Origin of the sequence: Citrobacter sp. Cpo148, from assembly GCF_030332375.1 — a bacterium.
In the GTDB taxonomy this organism is placed as follows: Bacteria; Pseudomonadota; Gammaproteobacteria; order Enterobacterales; family Enterobacteriaceae; genus Citrobacter; species Citrobacter portucalensis.
In genome coordinates this window covers 17,523-39,257 of sequence record NZ_JAOWHY010000034.1, presented here as the reverse complement: position 1 = coordinate 39,257, position 21,735 = coordinate 17,523, and the positions used below count along the sequence as shown (strand labels likewise).

Here is a 21,735-nt window from a genome sequence, read left to right as displayed (position 1 = left end):
AGAGTTAACCGGGCAAGTGTGCCATAATCTCGCCGCCAGGCATACTGCGAGACCTGGTCAGCACAGATTTAAGGAACAGAGATGATGCAGCCCATTTCAGGTACGCCCGCACGCCCTCCCGGCGAAGGCCAAAATGCCCCTTCCGCTGCGGGTGAACAACCGCTATCCACGCAACAACGTACTGTGCTGGAACGGCTAATTACCCGTTTGATTTCACTCACCCAGCAGCAAAGCGCTGAGGTGTGGGCCGGAATGAAGCACGATCTGGGCGTCAAAAGTGATACGCCGCTGCAGTCTCGTCACTTTCCTGCCGCTGAGCAAAACCTTAACCAACGACTGGGGGTTGCTCAGCAAAATCATGTTAATCGTCAGGTGCTTTCGCAGCTCACTGAATTACTGAGCCAGGGAAATAATCGCCAGGCGGTGAGTGATTTTATCCGTCAGCAGTATGGGCAAACGGCGCTCAGCCAGCTCACGCCTGAGCAGTTGAAGAACGTGCTCACGCTGCTGCAACAAGGACAGCTGTCGATACCGCAGCCGCAGCAGCGCCCGGCTACCGATCGCCCTTTGCTCCCCGCAGAGCACAATACGCTGAACCAGTTAGTTACCAAACTGGCGGCGGCCACGGGAGAATCCGGGAAGATGATCTGGCAGTCGATGCTGGAGTTGTCTGGCGTAAAAAGCGGTGAGCTGATCCCTGCCAAACAGTTTACGCACCTGGTCACCTGGCTGCAGGCGCGCCAGACGCTCAGCCTGCAAAGCGCACCGACGCTACAAACGCTCCAGGCGGCGCTGAAGCTGCCATTAGAGCCGAATGAGCTGACAGCGATAAAAGAATACGCACAGCAGACGTATCAGATCCAACCACAATCGATTCTGACCACGGTGCAGGTGCAGGACTTGCTCAATCAAATTTTCCTGCGTCGCGTGGAACGAGAACGTGAGCTCAGCGATCCGCGTCATCTGCAGCCCATTTACAGCCCGTTCGCGCCGATGATTGAAACGGTTAAATCTCTGTCGGCACGACCGGGACTGCTGTTTGTTGCGTTGATAATTGCGTTAGCCATTTTCTGGCTGGTCGCTTAACCTTTACGCAGCGTAAGCAACGTTACAATAATCCCCACCACGGCGGATATCGCCCCGGCAAGGAACACTGAGGGATAACCGTACGCGGTGGCCAGCACCCCGGCGACCGGACCGCTTATGCCGTAGGAGATATCCTGAAACGCGGCGTAACCGCCCAGCGCCGTACCGCGAACCTGCGCGGGCACTCGCTTCACCACCTCGACGCCCAATGCCGGGAAGATAAGCGAACACCCGGCCCCGGTTAATGCCGCCCCGAGCAGCGCAATCCAGGCCGATGGGGCCTGCCACAGCAAAATCAGCCCCGCAGTTTCCACCAGCAAAGAGACAACGGCGACCTTCACACCGCCGAAACGGTCCGGCATCCAGCCAAACAGAATGCGCATCAGCACAAATGCCCCACCAAACGCAGTCAGGGTGAACCCCGCCATCGTCCAGCCGTTGCTGACAAAATAGAGTGAAATAAAGGTACCGATCACCGCAAAGCCAACGCCCTGCAGCGCCAGGCCCAGGCCCGGTTTCCATATAAGCCCGACTACGCTCCATAAAGAAGGACGTTCTCCTGCATGCGCAGGCACTTTACGCACGGTGCCGTTGAATGCCCATGCCAGCAGCGGTAATACCATCGTCGTTCCCGCCAGCGCCGCGAAGCCAAAGTGGCTGTGGATCAACAGGCCCAGCGGTGCACCAGCAGCCAGCGCACCGTAAATCGCCATTCCGTTCCACGACATCACCTTACCGGAGCGTGTTGGGCCGACCAGCCCCAACCCCCAGGTCAGCGTACCGGTGAGCAGTTGGCTTTCGCCAAAACCGAGGATCAAACGCCCGACGATTAACAACGCAAATTTTACAGGGACAGAAACAGGCAATAGCGCGGCTAAAAGCCACGCCGCGCCCGCCAGCCCACAGGCAAACATCCCCTGTAGTGCCGAGCGTTTAGCACCATATTGATCGGCTAAGCGCCCGGCGTAGCCGCGCGTTAATACCGTTGCCAGAAACTGTACACCTACGGCGATACCGACCATGGTGTTGCCATAGCCCAGTTCCTGATGCACAAACAGAGGAATCACGGGCAAAGGGAGACCGACCGTCATATAGGTCAGGAAAACTGCAAAAGCGATACGAAACAGCGAAAAGTTCGCCGAAGGTGTTTTTTCTTGTTGGGTTACAGCTGTCATGCGTTACTCCAAAATGCAGAGTAAGGCGAGGAATGTCCACGCCCCCTCTACCTGACTATCAGGATTAAGGTGCGTTGGATAACGTTAAACGCTTACGCATTATCAAGAGGATAATGTTGAAGCTGGAGTCTGCCTGTAAACCCGATCGATTGTCAACGATATAAAAAAGGGAGCCTGACGGCTCCCTTTACTGTACAGCATGAGCCGGATATAAGATCCGGCACACTGTCTTATGCTTTCAGCTTACGCATAACCAGCGTTGCGTTAGTGCCGCCAAAGCCGAAGCTGTTGGACATCACGGTAGTCAGCGCCTGCTCGGTCGGTTTGGTCACGATGTTCAGACCTGCCGCCTGCTCATCCAGCTCTTCAATGTTGATGCTCGGCGCGATAAAGCCGTGTTCCAGCATCAGCAGAGAGTAGATAGCTTCCTGTACGCCAGCTGCGCCCAGGGAGTGGCCGGTCATTGCTTTAGTCGCAGAGATTGCCGGGCTGTTGTCGCCAAACACTTCACGAATTGCACCCAGCTCTTTCACGTCGCCTACCGGGGTAGAGGTACCGTGAGAGTTCAGGTAGTCGATCGGGGTGTCTACACCGTGCATCGCCATTTGCATGCAACGTACTGCGCCTTCACCAGACGGAGCAACCATGTCTGCGCCATCGGACGTTGCGCCGTAACCGACGATTTCCGCGTAGATATGCGCGCCACGTGCCAGCGCGTGTTCCAGCTCTTCAACCACGACCATACCGCCGCCGCCTGCAATAACGAAACCGTCACGGTGTGCGTCATAGGTACGGGAAGCTTTTTCCGGTGCATCGTTGTATTTGGTAGACAGCGCGCCCATGGCGTCGAATTCACACGCCATTTCCCAGCACAGCTCTTCGCCGCCGCCAGCAAAAACGATGTCCTGTTTGCCCAGCTGAATTTGTTCTACCGCGTTACCGATACAGTGCGCAGATGTCGCACAGGCAGAGCTGATAGAGTAGTTTACGCCGTGAATTTTGAACGGCGTTGCGAGGCAGGCAGAAACGCCGGACGCCATCGCTTTGGTGACCACATACGGGCCAACCGCTTTCAGACCACGCGGGCTACGCATTGCGTCAGCACCGAACACCTGAAAACGCGGGGAACCGCCGCCGGAACCTGCAATCAGGCCAACGCGCGGGTTGTTCTGGTAATCTTCTGCTGCAAGGCCGGCATCAGCCACTGCCTGTTCCATAGAAAGGAATGCATAGATGGATGCGTCGCTCATAAAGCGCACTACTTTGCGGTCAATGAGGCCAGTGGTATCCAGTTTTACGTTGCCCCAAACGTGGCTACGCATGCCGGAGTCCTTCAGCTCCTGAGAGAAAGTGATCCCTGAACGTCCTTCACGCAGAGATGCCAGGACTTCCTGCTGGTTATTACCGATGCTGGAAACGATGCCCAAGCCAGTAATCACTGCACGTTTCATTCAATACCTCTGTAAGTCGCACTATTTTAAAGTTTCGAGTGGCACAATAGCGTACACTTGTACGCCGAACAAGTCCGATCAGCCATTTAATGTGGAAATTTGCGCAGCCAGGCACTCATCGCTAAGATCGGGGCACAGCCTGCCAGACGAGTAACTTACGTGAAACAATACGCTATACAACCTGCAAACCTTGAATTCAACGCTGAGGGTACACCTGTTTCCCGAGATTTTGACGATGTCTATTTTTCTAATGATAACGGGCTGGAAGAGACACGTTACGTCTTTCTCGGCGGGAATCATCTCGCCCAGCGATTCCCTGCGCATTCACGTCCCCTCTTCGTGGTGGCAGAAAGCGGGTTTGGCACCGGACTTAACTTCCTGACGCTCTGGCAGGCATTTACCGATTTTCGCGATACCCATCCTGAAGCTACCCTGGAAAGATTACATTTCATCAGTTTTGAAAAATATCCGCTAACGCGTGAAGATCTCACCTTAGCCCATCAGCACTGGCCAGAACTTGCCCCATGGGCCACGGCGCTGCAAGAGCAATGGCCGCTGCCGTTGGCGGGATGCCATCGCCTGCTCCTTGATGAAGGACGCGTCACGCTGGATCTGTGGTTTGGCGATATTAACGAACTGACCAGTAAGCTCGATGACTCCCTGAATCAAAAAGTGGACGCCTGGTTTCTGGACGGTTTCGCACCGGCAAAAAATCCGGATATGTGGACGCCAACGCTGTTTAACGCAATGGCCCGTCTGGCTCGTCCGGGCGGTACGCTGGCGACCTTCACCTCAGCGGGCTTTGTGCGTCGGGGGTTGCAGGAAGCCGGGTTTACGATGCAAAAATGCAAAGGCTTTGGTCGCAAACGCGAAATGCTTTGTGGCGTCATGGAACAGACTCTGGCGCTCCCTTCATCGGCTCCGTGGTTCACGCGCACGGGCACAGATAAGCGCGAAGCCGCCATTATTGGCGGAGGCATCGCCAGCGCATTGCTGTCGTTGGCGTTACTGCGCCGCGGTTGGCAGGTCACGCTCTATTGTGCAGATGCGAAACCTGCCGAAGGCGCATCGGGTAACCGTCAGGGCGCGCTCTATCCGTTGCTCAGCAAGCATGACGCGGCCATTAACCTCTTTTTCCCTACCGCGTTTACCTTCGCCCGCCGCCTGTATGACGCCCTTCCGGTTGCGTTCGCGCATGACTGGTGCGGTGTGACGCAACTGGCGTGGGATGAAAAAAGCCAGCAGAAAATCGCTCAAATGCTGTCCCTTGAATTGCCTGATGCGCTCGCCGTCAGCGTTAACGCAGAGCAGGTTTTACAAACGACCGGCGTAGAAACCGGATGCGGCGGGATTCAGTACCCTGCCGGAGGATGGCTGTGTCCGGCACAATTAACCGCCGCCGCATTCGACTACGCCGCAACGCTGGGATTACGCACCCGGTATCAACATACGCTGGCCTCGCTGTCTCGGCAGACAGAACACTGGCAATTGACGTTTGCCAGTGACGAAACCGCCACTCACGCTGCGGTGGTTCTGGCTAACGGGCATCGCATTAACGGCGTTGAGCAGACGCAGTCGCTACCGGTCTACTCCGTAGGCGGTCAGGTGAGTCACATTCCTACCACGCCTTCGCTTTCAGCGCTGCGTCAGGTGCTGTGCTATGACGGCTACCTCACGCCGCACAACCCGCAAAACCAGCAGCACTGCATTGGCGCCAGCTATCATCGCGGAAGTGAAGAAACGGTGTATCGCGCGGACGATCAGCAGCAAAACCGTCAGCGCTTAATAGATTGTTTCCCGAATGCCTCGTGGGCAAAAGAAGTAGACGTTAGTGGCAATGCTGCCCGTTGTGGAGTGCGCTGCGCCACGCGTGATCACATGCCAATGGTCGGCAACGTCGCTGATTATGACGCCACGCTCAGCCAGTATGCCACTCTTGCCGAAGACAGAGTGCACGCCGTAAACGCCCCGGTGTATTCCGATTTATTTATGTTAGGTGCGCTGGGCTCGCGTGGGCTGTGTACTGCCCCGCTGTGTGCAGAAATTCTGGCATCGCAAATGAGCAATGAACCCATACCAATGGATGCCAACACGCTGGCAGCGCTGAATCCGAATCGTCTGTGGGTAAGGAAGTTATTGAAGGGTAAAGCGGTGAAATAAGATACCATCTCGCCATTGCCTGATGGCGCTACGCTTATCCGGCCTACACCCCCCGTCCGCGTAGGCCGGATAAGACGCCTTCGCGTCGCCATCCGGCACAATCCACTGCAATTATTATTGCGTTGCCTTCTGGAACAGTGTGTCCCACATCTCTTTCACTAACGCCTGGTCACGCGGCGAGAGTTCGCCTGCGCTGATGGCTTTTTCCAGGCTGCTGGTCACATTGGCGTACAATGCCTCAGCGGAATGGTCCTCGCCAGCATCCAGCTCAGCCACAGCCAGCGTCAGGTGCCCACGCAAATAGCCACTGGCAAACAACTCATCATCGCTGGCGTGCTCTACCATATCGTCGATTAATGCCAGAATGCGTGATTCAAACTCCGCGATCATCTTATTTCCTCATTGTAAACGTGGCAGCGGCTTCAGTTGAGCGCTTCGGGCCACGGGAATTGTTCCGCCGTAAGTTCAGGCGTGTGATAATAATTCTGTAACGCGTTAATGAAACGCGCCGGACGTTCAGGGATCCCTTTTTCCAGGTACTCCATCACCTGAGCATGAACACGGCGCTGGAATACCACGCGATCCGGTTCAAAGTCTCCTTCCAGATTGTCGCAACTGACGTTAAACGGGTAGCCCGCCGCCATGCAAAACAACCAGTCAAACGCCTGCGGCTTCACTTCCACATCTTCAAACTGGTATTGTGTCTTCGCGTCGCGTCCGTCCGGGCAGTACCAGTAACCGAAATCGACCAGTTCACGACGGGCTTTACCGGCGATGCACCAGTGTGAAATTTCGTGTAACGCACTGGCGTAATAACCATGCGCAAAAACGATACGGTGATACGGTAATTCCGTATCCGCTGGAAGATAGATCGGTTCGTCGTCGCCTTTAATCAGACGGGTATTAAATTCATCGGCAAAGCAGCCGTTAAAAATCTCAATTAACTGTTCGTAGTGATGCGTATTATTCATTAGTTCATCCCCAGCCAGTGGAGAATCTCCTGTCCATGATTATCATAAAGTAGCTTGGCGCTCATCACGGCGGAGACAATAACGATCATTGGCCGAATGAGTTTTTGTCCTTTGCTGAGTACCAGTCGAGAGCCCATCCGTGCGCCAATAAACTGGCCAATGAGCATCACAAAACCTGTCGCCCAAATCACTTTGCCGCCGAGGGCAAACAGCAACAACCCACCGATATTCGATGTGGCATTTAATACTTTGGCGTGGGCCGTCGATTTCGCCAGGTTGTATCCGCACAGCATGACAAAGGCCAGCGCGTAGAATGACCCTGCCGCCGGACCAAAAAAGCCATCGTAAAAGCCGACGCAGCCCCCGGCCACCAGCGCGAAAGGCAAACCGTGCAGTCGGCGCTGTCGGTCCTCTTCCCCGATTTTCGGCATCAACAGAAAGTAAAGGCCAATACAGATAACCAATACTGGCAGGATCTGGCGCAGAACATCTGACTGCACGTGCTGAACCAACAGCGCGCCACTCATTGAGCCGATAAAGGTCATGAAGATGTTGAGCTTCTGATCCGCCAGATTAACCACACCCCGACGAATAAAATAGAGGGAGGAAGAGATAGATCCCCCGCAGGCTTGCAGCTTATTGGTTGCCAGCGCTTGCGCAGGTGGCATCCCGGCCGCCATCAATGCCGGGATGGTGAGTAGACCACCACCTCCGGCCAGAGAATCAATAAAACCTGCCAGCATCGCCACAAAAAAAAGCACACCTAACAGCAGTGGCGACACCATAAACAGAGAGGCAAAATGATCCATTAGAGTACATGCTCGTCCAGTAGCGCCTGGCAGGAAGGCGGCAACGGCGGCGGTGTCTTCTTCTCAGGCTTGGTGGTTCCAGGTTTTGGAGGTTCGAACCAGCTTTGCAGCTCTGCGCCACAGCCGTCACCCGGTGGCGGTAACGGTTGATCTTCGCACTCAAGGCTGTCGGCAGGGCAACGTAACCGCACGTGCATATGCGCACGATGCTGGAACCACGGCCGCACTTTACGCAACCAGTCCCTGTCGGTCCCTGCATCCAGACAAAGTTGTTGCTTAATCGCCGGATTCACGAAAATACGCGTTACTTCATTATCTTTTGCAGCCAGCCTGATCAGGCTGAAAATCTCCGGTCTCCACAGTGACGGCACAACACGTTTACCATCCTGTGAGACCAGATCTAACGCCTGCGGCCGCAGCAGTTGCGACTGAGTCCAGCGCGTTTTCGGCAGTTGCAGGAAAATATCCACATCCAGTCCCGTCTGGTGGCTGGCGTGACCGCCATTGAATCGCCCACCGGCCGGCATACCCATATCGCCGATTAACACCGTGCCCAGTCCCTGACTATTGGCCTGATAACTCAGACGCTGGATAAACCTCACCAGATCCGGATGGCCAAAGTAACGACGCTGATCGGTGCGCATCACCTGATAGTGTTCTGACTGTACAGGCAGCGTATCTGCACCAACAATACAGCCATTGGAAAACGCGCCGATAGACTGCGCGCTGCCCGCAACCGGATGGGTAATTTTCTGCCAGGGCGTCGCCGCCAGACAGGCGGTACTGGCAAACAGAGCCAGCGCCGCAAGTGCCGTTTTTTTCATCTCTTACCAGCGTGGAATATCGGTCTTCACGTCCGCATTTTGCGCCCGCTGACGCAGCAGGTGATCCATCAATACGATCGCCAGCATCGCCTCGGCGATCGGTACGGCGCGGATCCCAACGCACGGATCGTGGCGACCTTTAGTGATCATTTCGACTTCTTCACCAAAGCGGTTAATAGTGCGCCCAGGAACGGTAATACTGGACGTCGGTTTCAGCGCCATATGAGCAATGATTTGTTGCCCGCTGCTGATCCCGCCCAGAATGCCGCCCGCATGGTTACTCTGGAAACCTTCTTTGGTGATTTCGTCACGGTTCTGGCTGCCGCGCAGCGCAACAACGTCAAATCCATCACCAATCTCAACGCCCTTAACGGCGTTAATACTCATCAGCGCATGGGCGATGTCGGCATCCAGGCGGTCGAATACAGGTTCGCCGAGACCCGCAGGTACACCGCGTGCAACAACGGTCACCTTCGCTCCGATGGAGTCACCTTCTTTCTTCAGCCCGCGCATCAGTTCATCCAGCGCTTCGAGTTTATCCGGGTCCGGGCAAAAGAACGGGTTAAGTTCCACCTGGGACCAGTCTTTGATCTCCAGCGGAATATCACCCATCTGCGTCAGGCAGCCGCGGATCTCAACGCCGAATTTTTCCGCCAGATATTTTTTGGCAATCGCTCCGGCCGCCACGCGCATCGCCGTTTCACGTGCGGATGAACGTCCGCCGCCACGGTAGTCGCGCAGGCCATATTTTTGCTCATAGGTATAGTCGGCGTGTCCCGGACGAAAAACGTCCTTAATCGCGCCGTAATCCTGTGAACGCTGATCGGTATTTTCGATCAGCAGGCCAATGCTGGTACCTGTGGTAACGCCCTCGAACACCCCGGAGAGGATTTTCACCTGATCCGGCTCACGACGCTGCGTAGTGTAGCGCGATGTGCCTGGACGGCGTCTGTCGAGATCGTGCTGCAGGTCAGCTTCTGTCAGAGAAATGCCCGGCGGAACACCATCGACAATACAACCGAGCGCCAGCCCGTGTGATTCGCCGAAAGTGGTTACGCGAAAGAGTTGCCCAATTGTGTTTCCTGCCATCACGGCTCCGTTTATGCGTGTTGTGTATGTGCGCGTGTAATTAGTCTTTATAAATGCTGAAGTGCTCGCGAGCAGCAACTAACTGCTCTTTGGTCAGCATGAATACGCCGTCACCGCCGTTGTCGAACTCCAGCCAGGTGAACGGTACATCCGGATATTGCTCTATCAGATGTACCATGCTGTTTCCGACTTCACAAATCAGAATACCGTTATCTGACAGGTAGTCCGGGGCGTTCCCCAGAATGCGGCGGGTAAGTTTCAGCCCATCGCTGCCGGACGCCAGACCCAGCTCAGGTTCGTGACGATATTCGTTTGGCAGATCGGACATATCTTCTGCATCGACATACGGCGGGTTGGTCACAATCAGGTCATACTGGACTTTCAGCAGATCGCGGAACAGATCGGAACGGATCGGCGTGACGTGATGGATCAGGCCGTGTTCTTCAATATTGTGTTCGGTCACCGCCAGCGCGTCAGTGGAAATATCCACCGCATCGACTTCGGCTTCCGGGAAGGCATACGCGCAGGCAATGGCAATACAGCCGCTGCCGGTACACATATCGAGGATATGCTGCGGTTGCTCATTAATAAGGCCCGCAAAGCGGTTATTGATAAGCTCGCCAATCGGTGAACGCGGAACCAACACGCGTTCATCAACATAAAACTCATGCCCGCAGAACCAGGCTTTGTTGGTCAGATAAGCAACCGGAATGCGCTCGTTGACGCGGCGAATCACGCGTTCAACAATACGATGACGCTCGCTGGAGGTCAGACGCGCGGTACGCATATCTTCTGGAATATCCAACGGCAAATAAAGTGACGGCAGCACCAGTTGTACGGCCTCGTCCCATGGGTTATCCGTGCCATGGCCATACCAGATGTTCGCCGCGCTAAAACGGCTGACCGCCCAACGCAACATGTCCTGAATGGTATGCAGTTCACTCACTGCTTCATCGACGAAAATTTTATCCACGTATTCCTCCAGGGCATGCTCGTATTAATTTCGGCGGCTAGTTTGCCACGAAGACGGCGATAAATCAGCATTCACACGGGGCCTGAACGCGAAAATTGCGTTTTAAGCGATCGGATGCCCGCCGAGTCGGGTTAAACTAACGGAAAATAAAAGTTGAGACTCTCGAATGAAAAAGAAAACATCGCTCAGCGAAGAGGATCAGACGCTGTTTCGCCAGCTGATGACCGGCACGCGTAAAATTAAACAGGACACCATCGTTCACCGACCTCCACGTAAAAAAATTGCCGAGGTTCCGGTTAAAAGACTGCTACAGGAGCAGGCTGATGCCAGCCACTATTTCTCGGATGAGTTTCAGCCGCTGCTGAATACGGACGGTCCGGTAAGATACCTGCGTGCCGACGTCAGCCATTTCGAACTGAAGAAAATGCGCCGTGGCGATTACTCTCCGGAGCTGTTTCTCGATCTGCATGGGCTGACCCAGCAACAGGCCAAACAAGAGTTAGGCGCCCTGATTGCCGCCTGTCGCCGTGAGCATGTATTTTGCGCCTGCGTGATGCATGGCCACGGAAAACATATTCTGAAACAGCAGACGCCGCTCTGGCTGGCCCAGCATCCGCACGTAATGGCCTTTCATCAGGCACCGAAAGAGTACGGTGGCGACGCCGCGCTGCTGGTGCTGATTGAAGTGGAAGAGTGGCTACCGCCCGAACTTCCGTGATGCAGAAAAACAAAAAGAGCCGCATTTGCGGCTCTTTGATTTTCCGGGTGGCGGCTGCGCCTTATCCGGCCTGTTTAAATCGCTTTTGCCATTTTCAGGTTACACGGGCTCATCTGCCAGTTAAAAGTACCCTTCCCGCTCTCATCAAGCGTAACGCTGGCAATCGCTGATGTGGTAAACATCGGCGGTGTTTCACCTGGGCAAAGCTCAGACACCAGATATCCCACTAAAGGCAAGTGAGAGATAACCAGTGCGGTGGCGATACCTTCATTGGCCAGAGCCTGTAAATAGGCGCTGACCAGACCGACATCGCCGCAGGGAGTCAGCTCCGGCAAAACATCAACACCGGTTGGCAGGTTCATACACTCCCCCACCACATCCAGCGTTTGTTCGGCTCGTAGGAACGGGCTCACCAGAACACGTTCGATATCCACTTTTTGACCTTTCAGCCAGTTCGCCATCAGGCGAGATTCGTCACAACCACAGGAGGTTAAGGGACGAACCGAATCACTGGCGGCATCGAGGGCCGCGTCGCCGTGACGCATGATAAAAACTTGCATATTGCACCGCTTTTGTTAACCAGAATCACCACTACCTTTATTCACAGCCCCTATTGGCTGTGGTAACGATATGGTGGCCGGCATTGTGCCTTATCCATTCACCGAATGAAACGCTGTTTTTTACCTCAACGGCGTAAGTATAGTCAATCTCTGTTTACATTTTGAGCGCGACCCATACATTCAGTGCGGATTCATCCTACCTTTGACCTCATGAATTCAGGTCAGTTTCCCCAATATTCCAGAATCTTTCACTGCGTTCCGCCATCTGCAATAACTGCTCACACGGTGTAAACCGCGAGCCGTACTGCGTGGTCAGCCGTTGCAGAACCGCAACCACTTCACCCGCGCCGAGAGAATCCATATACCGGAACGGGCCGCCGAGGAATGGCGGAAAACCAATACCAAATACAGCGCCGATGTCGCCATCACGTGCGCTGCGGACTATCCGCTCGTCGAAACAACGGGCTGCTTCATTGAGCATTAACATAACGCACCGCTCTGCTATCTGCGCAGCGGTAAGTCGGCCCTGACCCTGGACGCCAATAAGCGTATAAATTGCAGGGTCGACCTGTTTTTTGCTTTTACGCCCTTTCGCACCATAAAGATAGAAACCCCGACCATTTTTTCTACCTTTGCGATCGTCATTCAAAATTGAAGCAACAACATTTGCAGGCGCGCTAAAACGTTCTCCATATGCAGCCTCAAGCACTGGTATAATTTTAGTGCCCGTATCAATTCCGACCTCATCCAAAAGTTGGATTGGCCCAACTGGAAAACCAAACTTAACCAGCGCGGCGTCTATGGTTTCGACCCGCTCGCCTTCGGTCAACATGCGAATCGCTTCGTTAATATAAGGCGCTAAAATGCGGTTAACGTAAAAGCCGGCCTTATCTCTGACCACTATCGGCGTTTTGCCCTGTTTTTTCGCTAACTTAACGGTAGTTGCAATCGTCTGCTCAGAGGTCGTGGCATGCGGGATCACTTCGACCAACGGCATTTTTTCCACCGGACTAAAAAAGTGTAAACCAATCACTTGCTCGGGCCTTGCAGCGTTCGCAGCAATATCGCCAATGGGCAAAGATGAGGTGTTAGAAGCAAAAATGGTATGAGGTGCGCAATTTTGCTCAACTTCTGCCACCATCCGTTGTTTTAGCGACAGATCTTCAAACACGGCTTCAATAATTAGATCGCGATGCGCAAAGCCACGGTAGTCGATTGATCCCGAAATCAGCGCCAGTTGTTTATCGCGTTCGCTGGCTTTGATATGACGGCGGCGAACCTTCGTTTCAAGCTGATCCCAGCTGTACTTCAGCGCGTGGTTGATTCCCTTAGCGTTTATATCTTTGATGCGCACAGGCAAGCCGCCTTTACAGGCCGTCACGTAGGCAATACCACCGCCCATCAGACCGCCCCCCAAAATACCTACGCTGTTTAGCGGGCCAGGTTTCGCATCACTTCCGGGATCTTTTTTCACATCGGTGTTGGCAAAAAAGATGTGCCGTAGCGCCTGAGACTGGGATGTCATCGCCAGTTCACCAAACGCACGTGCCTCAGCGTCGTAACCGCTACTGCTGCCTTGCGCTAGCCCGGTTTCTATAACCTCAAGGATACGTTCTGTTGCAGGGTAGTTACCTTGCGTTTTTTGCACCGTCTTTTTACTGGCCATGCGGAACAACAGCGCCCGCCCCAGCGGCCCCGCCAGCACTCGCTCTCTCACGGGCAGTGTTCGATGCGCAGAACTGTCCTTTTTAGCCAGTTCAACGGCTGCTTCCAGCAAAATGGAATGCGGTACAACTTCATCCACTAAACCAACTTTCAGCGCCTGTTTTGCGCGTAATTGTTTTCCGGTGAGGATCATATCCAGTGCGGTACTTACGCCAATCAAGCGCGGCAGCCGCTGCGTACCACCGGAGCCGGGCAACAAGCCAAGTTGTACTTCCGGTAAACCCAGAACGGTTTTAACATCATCGGTACAAATACGGTTGTGGCACGCCAGCGCCATCTCCAGGCCACCGCCGAGGCATGCGCCATGAATCGCGGCGATAACCGGGATCGGCAAGGCATTAATTTCCGCCATCATCTGCTGCCCCTGACGGGCCAGCGTTTCGGCTTCCTGCGCGCTGCGACAGCTACCAATCATGTTGATATCTGCCCCGGCAATGAAGTTATCGGGTTTAGCCGAAATAAACACCACACCACGCAATGCTTTGTTATCGCGAATTTGTTTCAGAATGGCCCGTACCTGAGAAGCAAACTCCGCTTTCAGGGTGTTCATTTTCTCTCCGGGCACATCAATGGTGACAACAGCAACGTTATCCAGACGTACGTTTAGTGTAAAAGCCGATGCCATTTCCATTATTCCGCCTCCAGAACCATGGCTGCACCCAAACCACCAGCTGCACAGGCGGTCACTAAACCAAAACCACCGCCACGACGTCGTAACTCATGCAGGGTTTGGGTAATCATGCGCGCACCGGTAGCGGCGAAGGGGTGTCCATAGGCAATCGATCCACCCAGCACGTTAAATTTACTGTCATCAACTTCGCCAGTGGCATGTGCTCTGCCCAGCACGTCGCGGGCAAAACGTTCGCTACCCAACAACTGAAGATTCGCCAGCGTTTGTGCGGCAAAGGCTTCATGCATATCGATTAGCGTTAAATCTGCCATGGTCAGACCCGCTCTCTCCAGGGCTAGCGGCGTTGACCACGCTGGTCCCAGCAGCATGTCCTGCCAGACATCGATGGCGGTAAAAGCAAAACTACGCAAGTATCCCAGCGGCACCAGCCCCAACTCTTTCGCACGCGACTCCGTCATCATGATCACGGCGGCTGCACCGTCCGTTAGCGGGGTACTGTTTGCTGCGGTGACAGTGCCGTGCTTGCGGTCAAACGCCGGACGTAGTTTGGCGTAATCGGCCAGCGTAGAGTTACCGCGAATATTGTTATCTTCTGAAAAAGGATCTTTAAACGGTGGCGCGTAGGTAGTCATTACCTCATCTGCCAGCTTTCCTTCAGCCCACGCCTGAGCGGCACGCTGATGAGAGCGGTGCGCCAGAGCGTCCTGCTGTTCTCGGGTAATACCATAGGTTTTGGCCATTTGCTCAGCCGTATCCCCCATACGCAAACCGGTGGAATACTCAGCGACGGCTGGCGGCACAGGCATCAGGTCACGTAAACGCAGTCGGGAAAAGAGTTTAAGGCGTTGACCGGTAGTCCGGGCCTTATTGACATCCACCAGCACCCGCGCCAGCTTTTTACTAACGCCAATAGGCAAGACTGACGAGGAGTCCGCACCACCCGCAATTCCCGCACGAATAGACCCCGCCATCAGGCTTTCCGCGACATTCGCCACTGCCTGAAAACTGGTCGCGCAGGCTCGGCTTACGCTATAGGCATCCGTATGCACATTCATGCCGGTTCCCAGCACGATTTCACGAGCAATATTTGGCGCTTCAGGCATTTGCACCACCTGACCAAAAACCAGTTGCTCAATCACATCAGCAGGTATTTCGCTGCGCGCCAGCAGCTCACCGACGACCATTTTTCCTAAATCAACGGCGGGAATGCCATGAAACGCGGTAGCCTGACGAGCAAATGGCGTACGCAACCCACTTACAATGGCAATACGGTCGCCCTGGCGGGTAACCAGCGGTAAAGCCTGACTCATAACACTCCCCTGTAAAAAAATAAAATAAGTGGTCTGACCTGATCATAGTCTTAACCAATTTTTTACATTTAGCCAAGCGGAGAGAAAAGAAAGTGGGAGCTAAGACACAGTGAATAATCACTGACAGTTACGAAAAAGCCCTTGCTATCTGATAGCAAGGGCTTTTGCAGAGGGGGATTAACGCAGGCCCAGCTGGAAGATCAGCGTTTCAGCTTCACAAGCAAAAACAAAGTCGATATCCAGACGCACACCTTCTGACTCTTCAGTAAAGGTCGAGGTGATTTGGCAAGGCTCAGATTCCACGCCACGCGCCTTTTCGGTCAGAGCGGCCAGCGTTTCTTCTGCCTCTGCGCGGTTCGCGAACACACGGCTGTAGGACGCGGTGCAATCGGAGTTGTCCATGATGGTGCCAACATCCATACAGCAGCAAACCGGGGTTTCATCAGCACTGCATTTACTCATTGTAGATTTCCTCTGTATTCGCACCTGAGGTGCCAGATAAACGATAGGGATATTTTACGCTCCCATTATTCGCCTCTCCAGTCGTTAATTGTATGAAATGCGATAAGTGACCGAAATCACACTTAAAAATGATCTAAAACAAAAATCGCCCAAACAGGTGAGTGCGCACCCCCGCAATTTTGCCAGCTGGATCGCGTTTCTCTGATCAAATTTGAAAATATTTATAAACATACTTGCAACATTCCAGCTGGTCCGACCTATACTCACGCCACTGGTCTGATTTCTAAGTCGTACCTCAGACCCTACACTTCGCGCTCCTGTTACGGCATGTAACATTGTTTGTATAAAAATAAATCTATGAGGTTATGGTCATGAGCCAGAAAACCCTGTTTACAAAGTCTGCTCTCGCAGTCGCAGTGGCAATTATCTCCACACAGGCCTGGTCTGCAGGCTTTCAGTTAAACGAATTTTCTTCCTCTGGCCTTGGCCGGGCATATTCGGGTGAAGGCGCAATTGCAGATGATGCAGGTAACGCCAGTCGTAACCCGGCACTAATTATGATGTTCGATCGCCCTACTTTCTCAGCAGGTGCAATTTTCGTTGACCCAGATGTAGATATTTCCGGTCGCTCGCGTATTGGCAATGACGCCAGCCAGGATAATATCGCCCCAACAGCCTGGATACCAAACGTGCATTTTGTTGCTCCGATTAACGATCAGTTTGGTTGGGGGGCCTCAGTCACCTCTAACTACGGCCTGGCTACGGAGTTTAACAATAATTACACAGCAGGCTCGATGGGCGGAAAAACCGATCTGGAAACGCTCAATCTAAACCTGAGCGGTGCTTATCGCCTGAACAATCATTTTAGCTTCGGTCTCGGTTTAAACGCCGTCTATGCAAAAGCGAAGCTTGAACGCTATGCTGGCGATTTACCACAGCAGATCGTTGCAGGCTCCGGGGGCAGAATTCCTCCATCACTGGCCGCGCAATATCCGGCAGATACACAGATTGCGCGCCTGAAAGGTGACGAGTGGGGCTTCGGTTGGAATGCTGGCCTTCTTTATGAAGTAGATAAAGATAACCGCTACGGTTTCACCTACCGTTCTGAAGTAAAAATTGACTTCAACGGTGATTACCGCAGCAATCTGCCATCAATGGACCGTATTCCTGCGCAGTTGCGTCCGGTGTTCGCCAGCCTGCCAGCAGGAACCAACGGCAGTACGATCGATGGTTCACTTGATCTGAACCTGCCAGAAATGTGGGAGTTTTCAGGCTATAACCGCGTTGCACCACAGTGGGCGGTTCACTACAGCATGGCTTATACCAGCTGGAGTCAGTTCCAGGAGCTGAAAGCAAAAGGCAACAACGGCCAAACCTTGTTCTATAAAGAAGAAGGCTTCAAAGACTCTTATCGCATCGCGCTCGGTACTACCTATTACTATGATGATACCTGGACGTTCCGTACCGGTATCGCCTTTGATGATAGCCCGGTTCCGGCAAACCGTCGTTCCATCTCTATTCCGGATCAGGACCGCTTCTGGCTGAGTGCGGGTACAACCTACGCCTTTAATAAGGATGCATCGTTGGATGTTGGCATCTCTTATATGCACGGTCAGAAAGTGAAATTCGAAGAAGGCCCATACTCCTTTGAATCTGAAGGGAAAGCCTGGTTGTACGGTATGAACTTGAACTACGCATTCTGATTTTCTTCAGACGTAAAAAAGGTGAGCTTTTTAGCTCACCTTTTTATTTGCCCAATTCCTTACTCAGAATCGATCTCTTTTAAATCATCCTGAATATCTTTCGCGTTCGGGTTTTCTTCTGGTTTGAGTTTCCCGCCGTTCGCAATAAAGTCATGACGCTGGAAGTAAGCTTCACGCACCATGATGTAAGGATCGGAAGACTGACGCAGCAGACCGTCAGAGTCGAGCAATTGCGCGCGAGTTTCAATCCCTTCAACCGTCCATTTGCCTATCGACAACGGCCAGGTCAGCCAGGACAGTACCGGATACAGTGTATCGACCATATCACCACCGTCATCACGCAGCGTGAAACTACCGTAGAACGGAAGCTGCATATACGGCCCGTAACCAACATCATAGTGGCCTAACGTACTGCCAAAGCGGTGTGGTTCAACGCGCTGCAACTTCGGATTAGCCATACCTGCCACATCGATAAAGCCGCCCATACCTAACAGGGTATTCAGGAAGAAACGGGTAAAGTGCACCATCCCCTGATAAGGATCGCCTTGCAGGAAATAGTTGACCATGACGGCCGGCTCTTCAAGGTTCCCCGTAAAGTTGCTTAAACCATTACGCGCCGGCTGCGGAACATAGTCACGCCAGGCAACAGCTACGGGTCTAACAACGTATGGATCTAAAACATTAAAGTTGAAGTTGTACATGGTGCGGTTGAACCCTTCAAATGGGTCGGAACGCCCCTGCTGTTCAGTACCGGAGCTCGCACACCCCACCAAAAGTGTGGTTCCCAGCGCAAGCGCCGACAGGCGAAGCTTCATAAGTGTCTCCCTGTGTTTTATGGCTATCGCTGATTGCCATCCATGACGGAACGATGACGTATCCGCCTGTTTAGATGTGAGCGATTGTAACAGCACGTCAAATGATGTCTATATACCCTGTCTTACTGATTTGATCATAGCCTGGTAATGCGCACTCCGCGGCGGTTCTATTCTAACTAACCCGATAAAAACAAACGTTACTATTTTTGCTATCTCAGACTTTCTCCCGCTGATTTTCAGACAAAAGCCGCTACGCTTTAGCAATACGTGCTTATTCAGGATTCGGCCATGAATGACATCAAGAAAGATAAGATTGATCGACACAGCGACGAACTCGAGGTGGAAAGCGATGAAAAGCTAACAGGAAAAAAGATAGAGCTTGATGAGGACAGACTCCCCTCCCGCGCCATGGCAATCCATGAACATATTCGCCAGGATGGGGAGAAGGAGATGGAGCGCGACGCGATGGCCCTACTGTGGTCAGCCATCGCAGCAGGACTATCGATGGGCGCCTCGCTACTGGCAAAAGGGATTTTTCACGTACAGCTGGAAGGGGTGCCAGGGGGATTTTTACTCGAGAACCTCGGTTATACCTTCGGCTTTATTATTGTCATTATGGCCCGCCAGCAACTTTTTACCGAAAATACCGTCACCGCCGTACTGCCGGTGATGCAAAACCCTACCCTCGGCAATTTTGGCCTGTTGATGCGCCTGTGGAGCGTGGTTCTGCTGGGTAATATTATTGGCACCGGGGTTGCAGCATGGGCGTTTGAACATATGCCGATTTTTGATGAAGAGACCCGCGATGCCTTCGTGAAAATTGGTATGGATGTGATGAAAAATACGCCAACAGAGATGTTTTCCAACGCCATCATTTCCGGCTGGTTAATTGCCACCATGGTGTGGATGTTCCCCGCCGCCGGAGCGGCAAAAATTGTGGTCATTATTCTGATGACCTGGCTGATTGCGTTAGGTGATACCACGCATATCGTCGTCGGCTCGGTGGAAATTCTCTATTTGGTCTTTAATGGCACGCTGCACTGGAGTGATTTTTTCTGGCCCTTTGCGCTACCAACGCTCGCCGGGAATATCTGTGGCGGAACGTTTATTTTCGCGCTGATGAGCCATGCGCAGATCCGCAATGATATGAGCAACAAACGCAAGGAAGAAGCCAGGTTGCAAGCAAAGCGTGATGAGCAAACGCAGAAAAAACAGGCCTGAATGGTGACTGTTTGAGCAGTCGGGCGGCCTGAGACTTACCGTTGTGAGTAAAAAACGCTATACTCGTGCCGCTTCGTCCCCTTAGTTAAATGGATATAGTTATGTAAAATCGTAACTCGCTAAAAAATATAAGTTTATTTGAAATTAAAATGATTTTTATGTACTCATATATGTACACATACTTTTGAGGCCATTCCTTGGCTCATTAAAATCGTTACATCACCGGGCAGTCATCAAACTCCGCGTTCCTGGCATCATTAATGATGTACGTGATCACTCCGAATATAGCGGGTGCAGAACTGTAACCGTCATCATCTGCTGGCAGAGCCTCCCTTCTCCCGTTCTCCAGATTAACCAGGTGGGGCTGAGGATGAGTCCGATATCGCTTGATCCTGAATTCCCCGTCTATCGCGCATATCAGCAGCGAGCCATCACAGGGAGAAAGTGACGCATCAACAACAAGCAGCGCCCCCTGAATTATCCCTTCCCTGAAATGTGAACGCGATGCCCGCATGAAATAAGTCGCTGCGGGCTGACTGATTAGCTGCTGGTCGAGGGATATCCGTGTTTCAACGTAATCTGCCGCAGGTGAAGGAAAGCCCATGGCTAGAGTCCTCCGTTTGGATTGAACAGCTGGAAGGTACGGTTCTCGCCTTCCTGCGTTGATACATCGCGGAATGTTGTCACATACCACTCGATCCATTCGTTGGCCTGCTTCATCGTCCAGTTCCAGTTAACCTTGCTCAGTTCCTGGACAAACCGTTGCGTGGTGACGGTCTTCCGGCCATTTGGTTCCTGCTGTATCGAAGCATACCAGGCTATTTCAATATCGCTGCGTCGTGGCATCATCACGCCCTCTCTTGAATACCGGATAAAAACACAGTATAAATACTGTATATACATCCAGTAAAGAGGCAATAAGCAATGTTCGTGGAACTCGTTTATGACAAAAGGAATTTTGATGGTCTGCCCGGTGCAAAAGATATCATTCTGGGCGAGTTGACCAAGAGGGTTCACCGTATCTTCCCTGATGCTGATGTTCGGGTTAAACCGATGATGACACTGCCGGCGATCAACACTGACGCCAGCAAGCATGAGAAGGAACAGATAAGCCGTACTGTTCAGGAAATGTTTGAAGAGGCTGAATTCTGGTTAGTGAGTGAGTAAAGATTTTCAATGCCCGCCACAGTTACGTATTGATTACGCTGTGGCGGATATTCATTTTCGTAAACGTTCCTATTCTGGCTTGACGGGCCAAACAGGTTTAGCCGGGTTAACTTTCGTCAGCGCATAGCGATACTTCTGCCACTCCGCTAATACCAGTTTGTCTTCATCAGCGATATAGCCGCCATCCAGCGCATCTTTCAGAGGTGCAATAAAAGCATCCGCCTCTGCACGCAATGACGCTATATTTCTTGTTGCCGCAGCCGCTAACTCGTCAGCACTGGGAGGAGGTATGTCAGCCCATGCAGGCATCCCATTTACCACCACCCGCACTTTCCCTGCTGGAGGGGTTGTAAATTCTGCGAACAGCGACTCCTGCACCTCAACGACATCACTTAAATCCCACTTCGCCTGCTCAAATCGTTCACGTTGCTCAGGCTCAAAAAAAGCGTTATTGGAAGCACTCCATAACCATAATTTCATATTAATACCCTATCGCAATGTAGTAAAAGCTGGCACCCGTGGATTGTGTCGGCGCAGTGCTGAAATCAAAGCCTAGTCTCGATGGGTTCATTACCCCGGCAGTGTAGTGAGCGGAATCACTGGCTGACGCGTGGCAAATTATTGCTGCATACGTATCGTTAGGGAATGGTGTTGGATATGGCGCGTTTCCTTTGGTGCCTGTTGACTGAGCCGTTCCCCATTTAACAATAATTCCGTTAGGCAAATAGAACGTACCAGTGCCATTCTTAGTGGCTCCAAACGACGACATATCGGGTATCTGACCCGCGCCGGTTCCCACATCTCTTTGCGCCGCCGCTTTCAGTCCTAAGTTAGTTCTGGCTTCCGCTGCATTAATACCTCCAAATCCCCCTCTGGTTAAATCAA

The 21,735-nt window shown here is 52.9% G+C and carries 22 protein-coding genes and 1 pseudogene; 7 read left to right on the top strand and 16 right to left on the bottom strand.

Annotated features, from left to right (window positions below; translation table 11 throughout):
• Window positions 1-84 precede the first annotated feature (84 nt).
• The gene (gene flk / locus OGY10_RS02055) at window positions 85-1,086 is read left to right on the top strand and encodes a flagella biosynthesis regulator Flk (RefSeq protein WP_123267793.1); all 1,002 of its coding nucleotides are present in this window, start codon (window positions 85-87) and stop codon (window positions 1,084-1,086) included.
• On the opposite strand, the gene OGY10_RS02050 is transcribed toward flk, so the two are convergent.
• Window positions 1,083-2,261 (bottom strand): MFS transporter, encoded by a 1,179-nt coding sequence (locus OGY10_RS02050; RefSeq protein WP_003834805.1) that lies wholly within the window; start codon window positions 2,259-2,261, stop codon window positions 1,083-1,085. The genes flk and OGY10_RS02050 overlap by 4 nt on opposite strands.
• Window positions 2,262-2,491: 230 nt before the next feature.
• Window positions 2,492-3,712: a beta-ketoacyl-ACP synthase I gene (gene fabB / locus OGY10_RS02045; RefSeq protein WP_008785363.1), complete on the bottom strand. Its 1,221-nt coding sequence runs from the start codon at window positions 3,710-3,712 to the stop codon at window positions 2,492-2,494.
• Between the two features lie 159 nt (window positions 3,713-3,871).
• On the opposite strand from fabB, the gene mnmC reads away from it, so the two are divergent.
• A complete protein-coding gene (gene mnmC / locus OGY10_RS02040; protein WP_191226965.1) occupies window positions 3,872-5,872 on the top strand; it encodes a bifunctional tRNA (5-methylaminomethyl-2-thiouridine)(34)-methyltransferase MnmC2/FAD-dependent 5-carboxymethylaminomethyl-2-thiouridine(34) oxidoreductase MnmC1 in 2,001 nt (666 codons plus the stop codon).
• 114 nt (window positions 5,873-5,986) lie between these two features.
• On the opposite strand, the gene OGY10_RS02035 is transcribed toward mnmC, so the two are convergent.
• The 6 genes from OGY10_RS02035 to prmB are packed head-to-tail and all read right to left on the bottom strand — an operon-like array spanning window position 5,987 to window position 10,538.
• On the bottom strand, window positions 5,987-6,262 hold the full coding sequence (locus tag OGY10_RS02035; protein WP_003028163.1) for a YfcL family protein: 276 nt from the start codon (window positions 6,260-6,262) through the stop codon (window positions 5,987-5,989).
• Window positions 6,263-6,294: 32 nt separating this feature from the next.
• Entirely contained in the window at window positions 6,295-6,843 is a 549-nt protein-coding gene (locus tag OGY10_RS02030) for an elongation factor P hydroxylase (RefSeq protein ID WP_191226964.1), read from the bottom strand.
• On the bottom strand, window positions 6,843-7,652 hold the full coding sequence (locus tag OGY10_RS02025) for a sulfite exporter TauE/SafE family protein (RefSeq protein WP_003834821.1): 810 nt from the start codon (window positions 7,650-7,652) through the stop codon (window positions 6,843-6,845). The genes OGY10_RS02030 and OGY10_RS02025 overlap by 1 nt, the downstream gene beginning before the upstream one ends.
• Window positions 7,652-8,476, bottom strand: coding sequence for a penicillin-insensitive murein endopeptidase (mepA, locus tag OGY10_RS02020; protein ID WP_008785366.1), 825 nt, complete (start codon window positions 8,474-8,476; stop codon window positions 7,652-7,654). Before mepA ends, OGY10_RS02025 begins: the two co-directional genes overlap by 1 nt.
• Before the next feature lie 3 nt (window positions 8,477-8,479).
• On the bottom strand, window positions 8,480-9,565 hold the full coding sequence (gene aroC, locus OGY10_RS02015) for a chorismate synthase (protein ID WP_003834825.1): 1,086 nt from the start codon (window positions 9,563-9,565) through the stop codon (window positions 8,480-8,482).
• 40 nt (window positions 9,566-9,605) lie between these two features.
• Window positions 9,606-10,538: a 50S ribosomal protein L3 N(5)-glutamine methyltransferase gene (gene prmB / locus OGY10_RS02010; protein ID WP_003028173.1), complete on the bottom strand. Its 933-nt coding sequence runs from the start codon at window positions 10,536-10,538 to the stop codon at window positions 9,606-9,608.
• Between the two features lie 166 nt (window positions 10,539-10,704).
• Here prmB and smrB point away from each other — a divergent pair, with 166 nt between their 5' ends.
• The gene (smrB, locus tag OGY10_RS02005; protein ID WP_003839296.1) at window positions 10,705-11,256 is read left to right on the top strand and encodes an endonuclease SmrB; all 552 of its coding nucleotides are present in this window, start codon (window positions 10,705-10,707) and stop codon (window positions 11,254-11,256) included.
• A gap of 74 nt (window positions 11,257-11,330) precedes the next feature.
• Here the strand turns inward: smrB and sixA are convergent, their stop codons facing one another.
• From sixA to OGY10_RS01985, 4 genes are all read right to left on the bottom strand, one after another.
• Window positions 11,331-11,816 carry a phosphohistidine phosphatase SixA gene (sixA, locus tag OGY10_RS02000; RefSeq protein WP_003028179.1) on the bottom strand — a complete coding sequence of 162 codons (486 nt, stop codon included), beginning with the start codon at window positions 11,814-11,816 and terminating at the stop codon, window positions 11,331-11,333.
• A 208-nt stretch (window positions 11,817-12,024) separates the two neighbouring features.
• Complete coding sequence (fadJ, locus tag OGY10_RS01995; RefSeq protein WP_191226963.1) at window positions 12,025-14,172, bottom strand: fatty acid oxidation complex subunit alpha FadJ; 2,148 nt, start codon at window positions 14,170-14,172, stop codon at window positions 12,025-12,027.
• Window positions 14,172-15,482 (bottom strand): acetyl-CoA C-acyltransferase FadI, encoded by a 1,311-nt coding sequence (gene fadI / locus OGY10_RS01990; protein ID WP_063940574.1) that lies wholly within the window; start codon window positions 15,480-15,482, stop codon window positions 14,172-14,174. The genes fadJ and fadI overlap by 1 nt, the downstream gene beginning before the upstream one ends.
• Before the next feature lie 177 nt (window positions 15,483-15,659).
• Window positions 15,660-15,944: a YfcZ/YiiS family protein gene (locus tag OGY10_RS01985; RefSeq protein WP_003834838.1), complete on the bottom strand. Its 285-nt coding sequence runs from the start codon at window positions 15,942-15,944 to the stop codon at window positions 15,660-15,662.
• 371 nt (window positions 15,945-16,315) lie between these two features.
• Here OGY10_RS01985 and fadL point away from each other — a divergent pair, with 371 nt between their 5' ends.
• Window positions 16,316-17,647, top strand: a complete 1,332-nt coding sequence (gene fadL, locus OGY10_RS01980) for a long-chain fatty acid transporter FadL (RefSeq protein ID WP_020996688.1) — start codon at window positions 16,316-16,318, stop codon at window positions 17,645-17,647.
• A gap of 59 nt (window positions 17,648-17,706) precedes the next feature.
• Here the strand turns inward: fadL and mlaA are convergent, their stop codons facing one another.
• Window positions 17,707-18,462: a phospholipid-binding lipoprotein MlaA gene (gene mlaA, locus OGY10_RS01975; protein ID WP_003028190.1), complete on the bottom strand. Its 756-nt coding sequence runs from the start codon at window positions 18,460-18,462 to the stop codon at window positions 17,707-17,709.
• Between the two features lie 288 nt (window positions 18,463-18,750).
• Here mlaA and OGY10_RS01970 point away from each other — a divergent pair, with 288 nt between their 5' ends.
• Entirely contained in the window at window positions 18,751-19,683 is a 933-nt protein-coding gene (locus tag OGY10_RS01970) for a formate/nitrite transporter family protein (RefSeq protein ID WP_191226962.1), read from the top strand.
• Between the two features lie 214 nt (window positions 19,684-19,897).
• Here OGY10_RS01970 and OGY10_RS01965 read toward each other — a convergent pair whose 3' ends face one another.
• Window positions 19,898-20,287: a HumD family translesion DNA polymerase gene (locus OGY10_RS01965; protein ID WP_047357985.1), complete on the bottom strand. Its 390-nt coding sequence runs from the start codon at window positions 20,285-20,287 to the stop codon at window positions 19,898-19,900.
• A 107-nt stretch (window positions 20,288-20,394) separates the two neighbouring features.
• Here OGY10_RS01965 and OGY10_RS01960 point away from each other — a divergent pair.
• Together OGY10_RS01960 and OGY10_RS01955 are read left to right on the top strand one after the other, a co-directional pair.
• Window positions 20,395-20,514: pseudogene (locus OGY10_RS01960) on the top strand (hypothetical protein); the annotation flags it as partial.
• Between the two features lie 93 nt (window positions 20,515-20,607).
• On the top strand, window positions 20,608-20,850 hold the full coding sequence (locus OGY10_RS01955) for a DinI-like family protein (protein ID WP_000497431.1): 243 nt from the start codon (window positions 20,608-20,610) through the stop codon (window positions 20,848-20,850).
• 69 nt (window positions 20,851-20,919) lie between these two features.
• On the opposite strand, the gene OGY10_RS01950 is transcribed toward OGY10_RS01955, so the two are convergent.
• Together OGY10_RS01950 and OGY10_RS23755 are read right to left on the bottom strand one after the other, a co-directional pair.
• The gene (locus OGY10_RS01950) at window positions 20,920-21,330 is read right to left on the bottom strand and encodes a tail fiber assembly protein (RefSeq protein WP_072667355.1); all 411 of its coding nucleotides are present in this window, start codon (window positions 21,328-21,330) and stop codon (window positions 20,920-20,922) included.
• A gap of 1 nt (window position 21,331) precedes the next feature.
• Complete coding sequence (locus OGY10_RS23755) at window positions 21,332-21,619, bottom strand: gp53-like domain-containing protein (RefSeq protein ID WP_502873675.1); 288 nt, start codon at window positions 21,617-21,619, stop codon at window positions 21,332-21,334.
• Window positions 21,620-21,735: the final 116 nt, after the last annotated feature.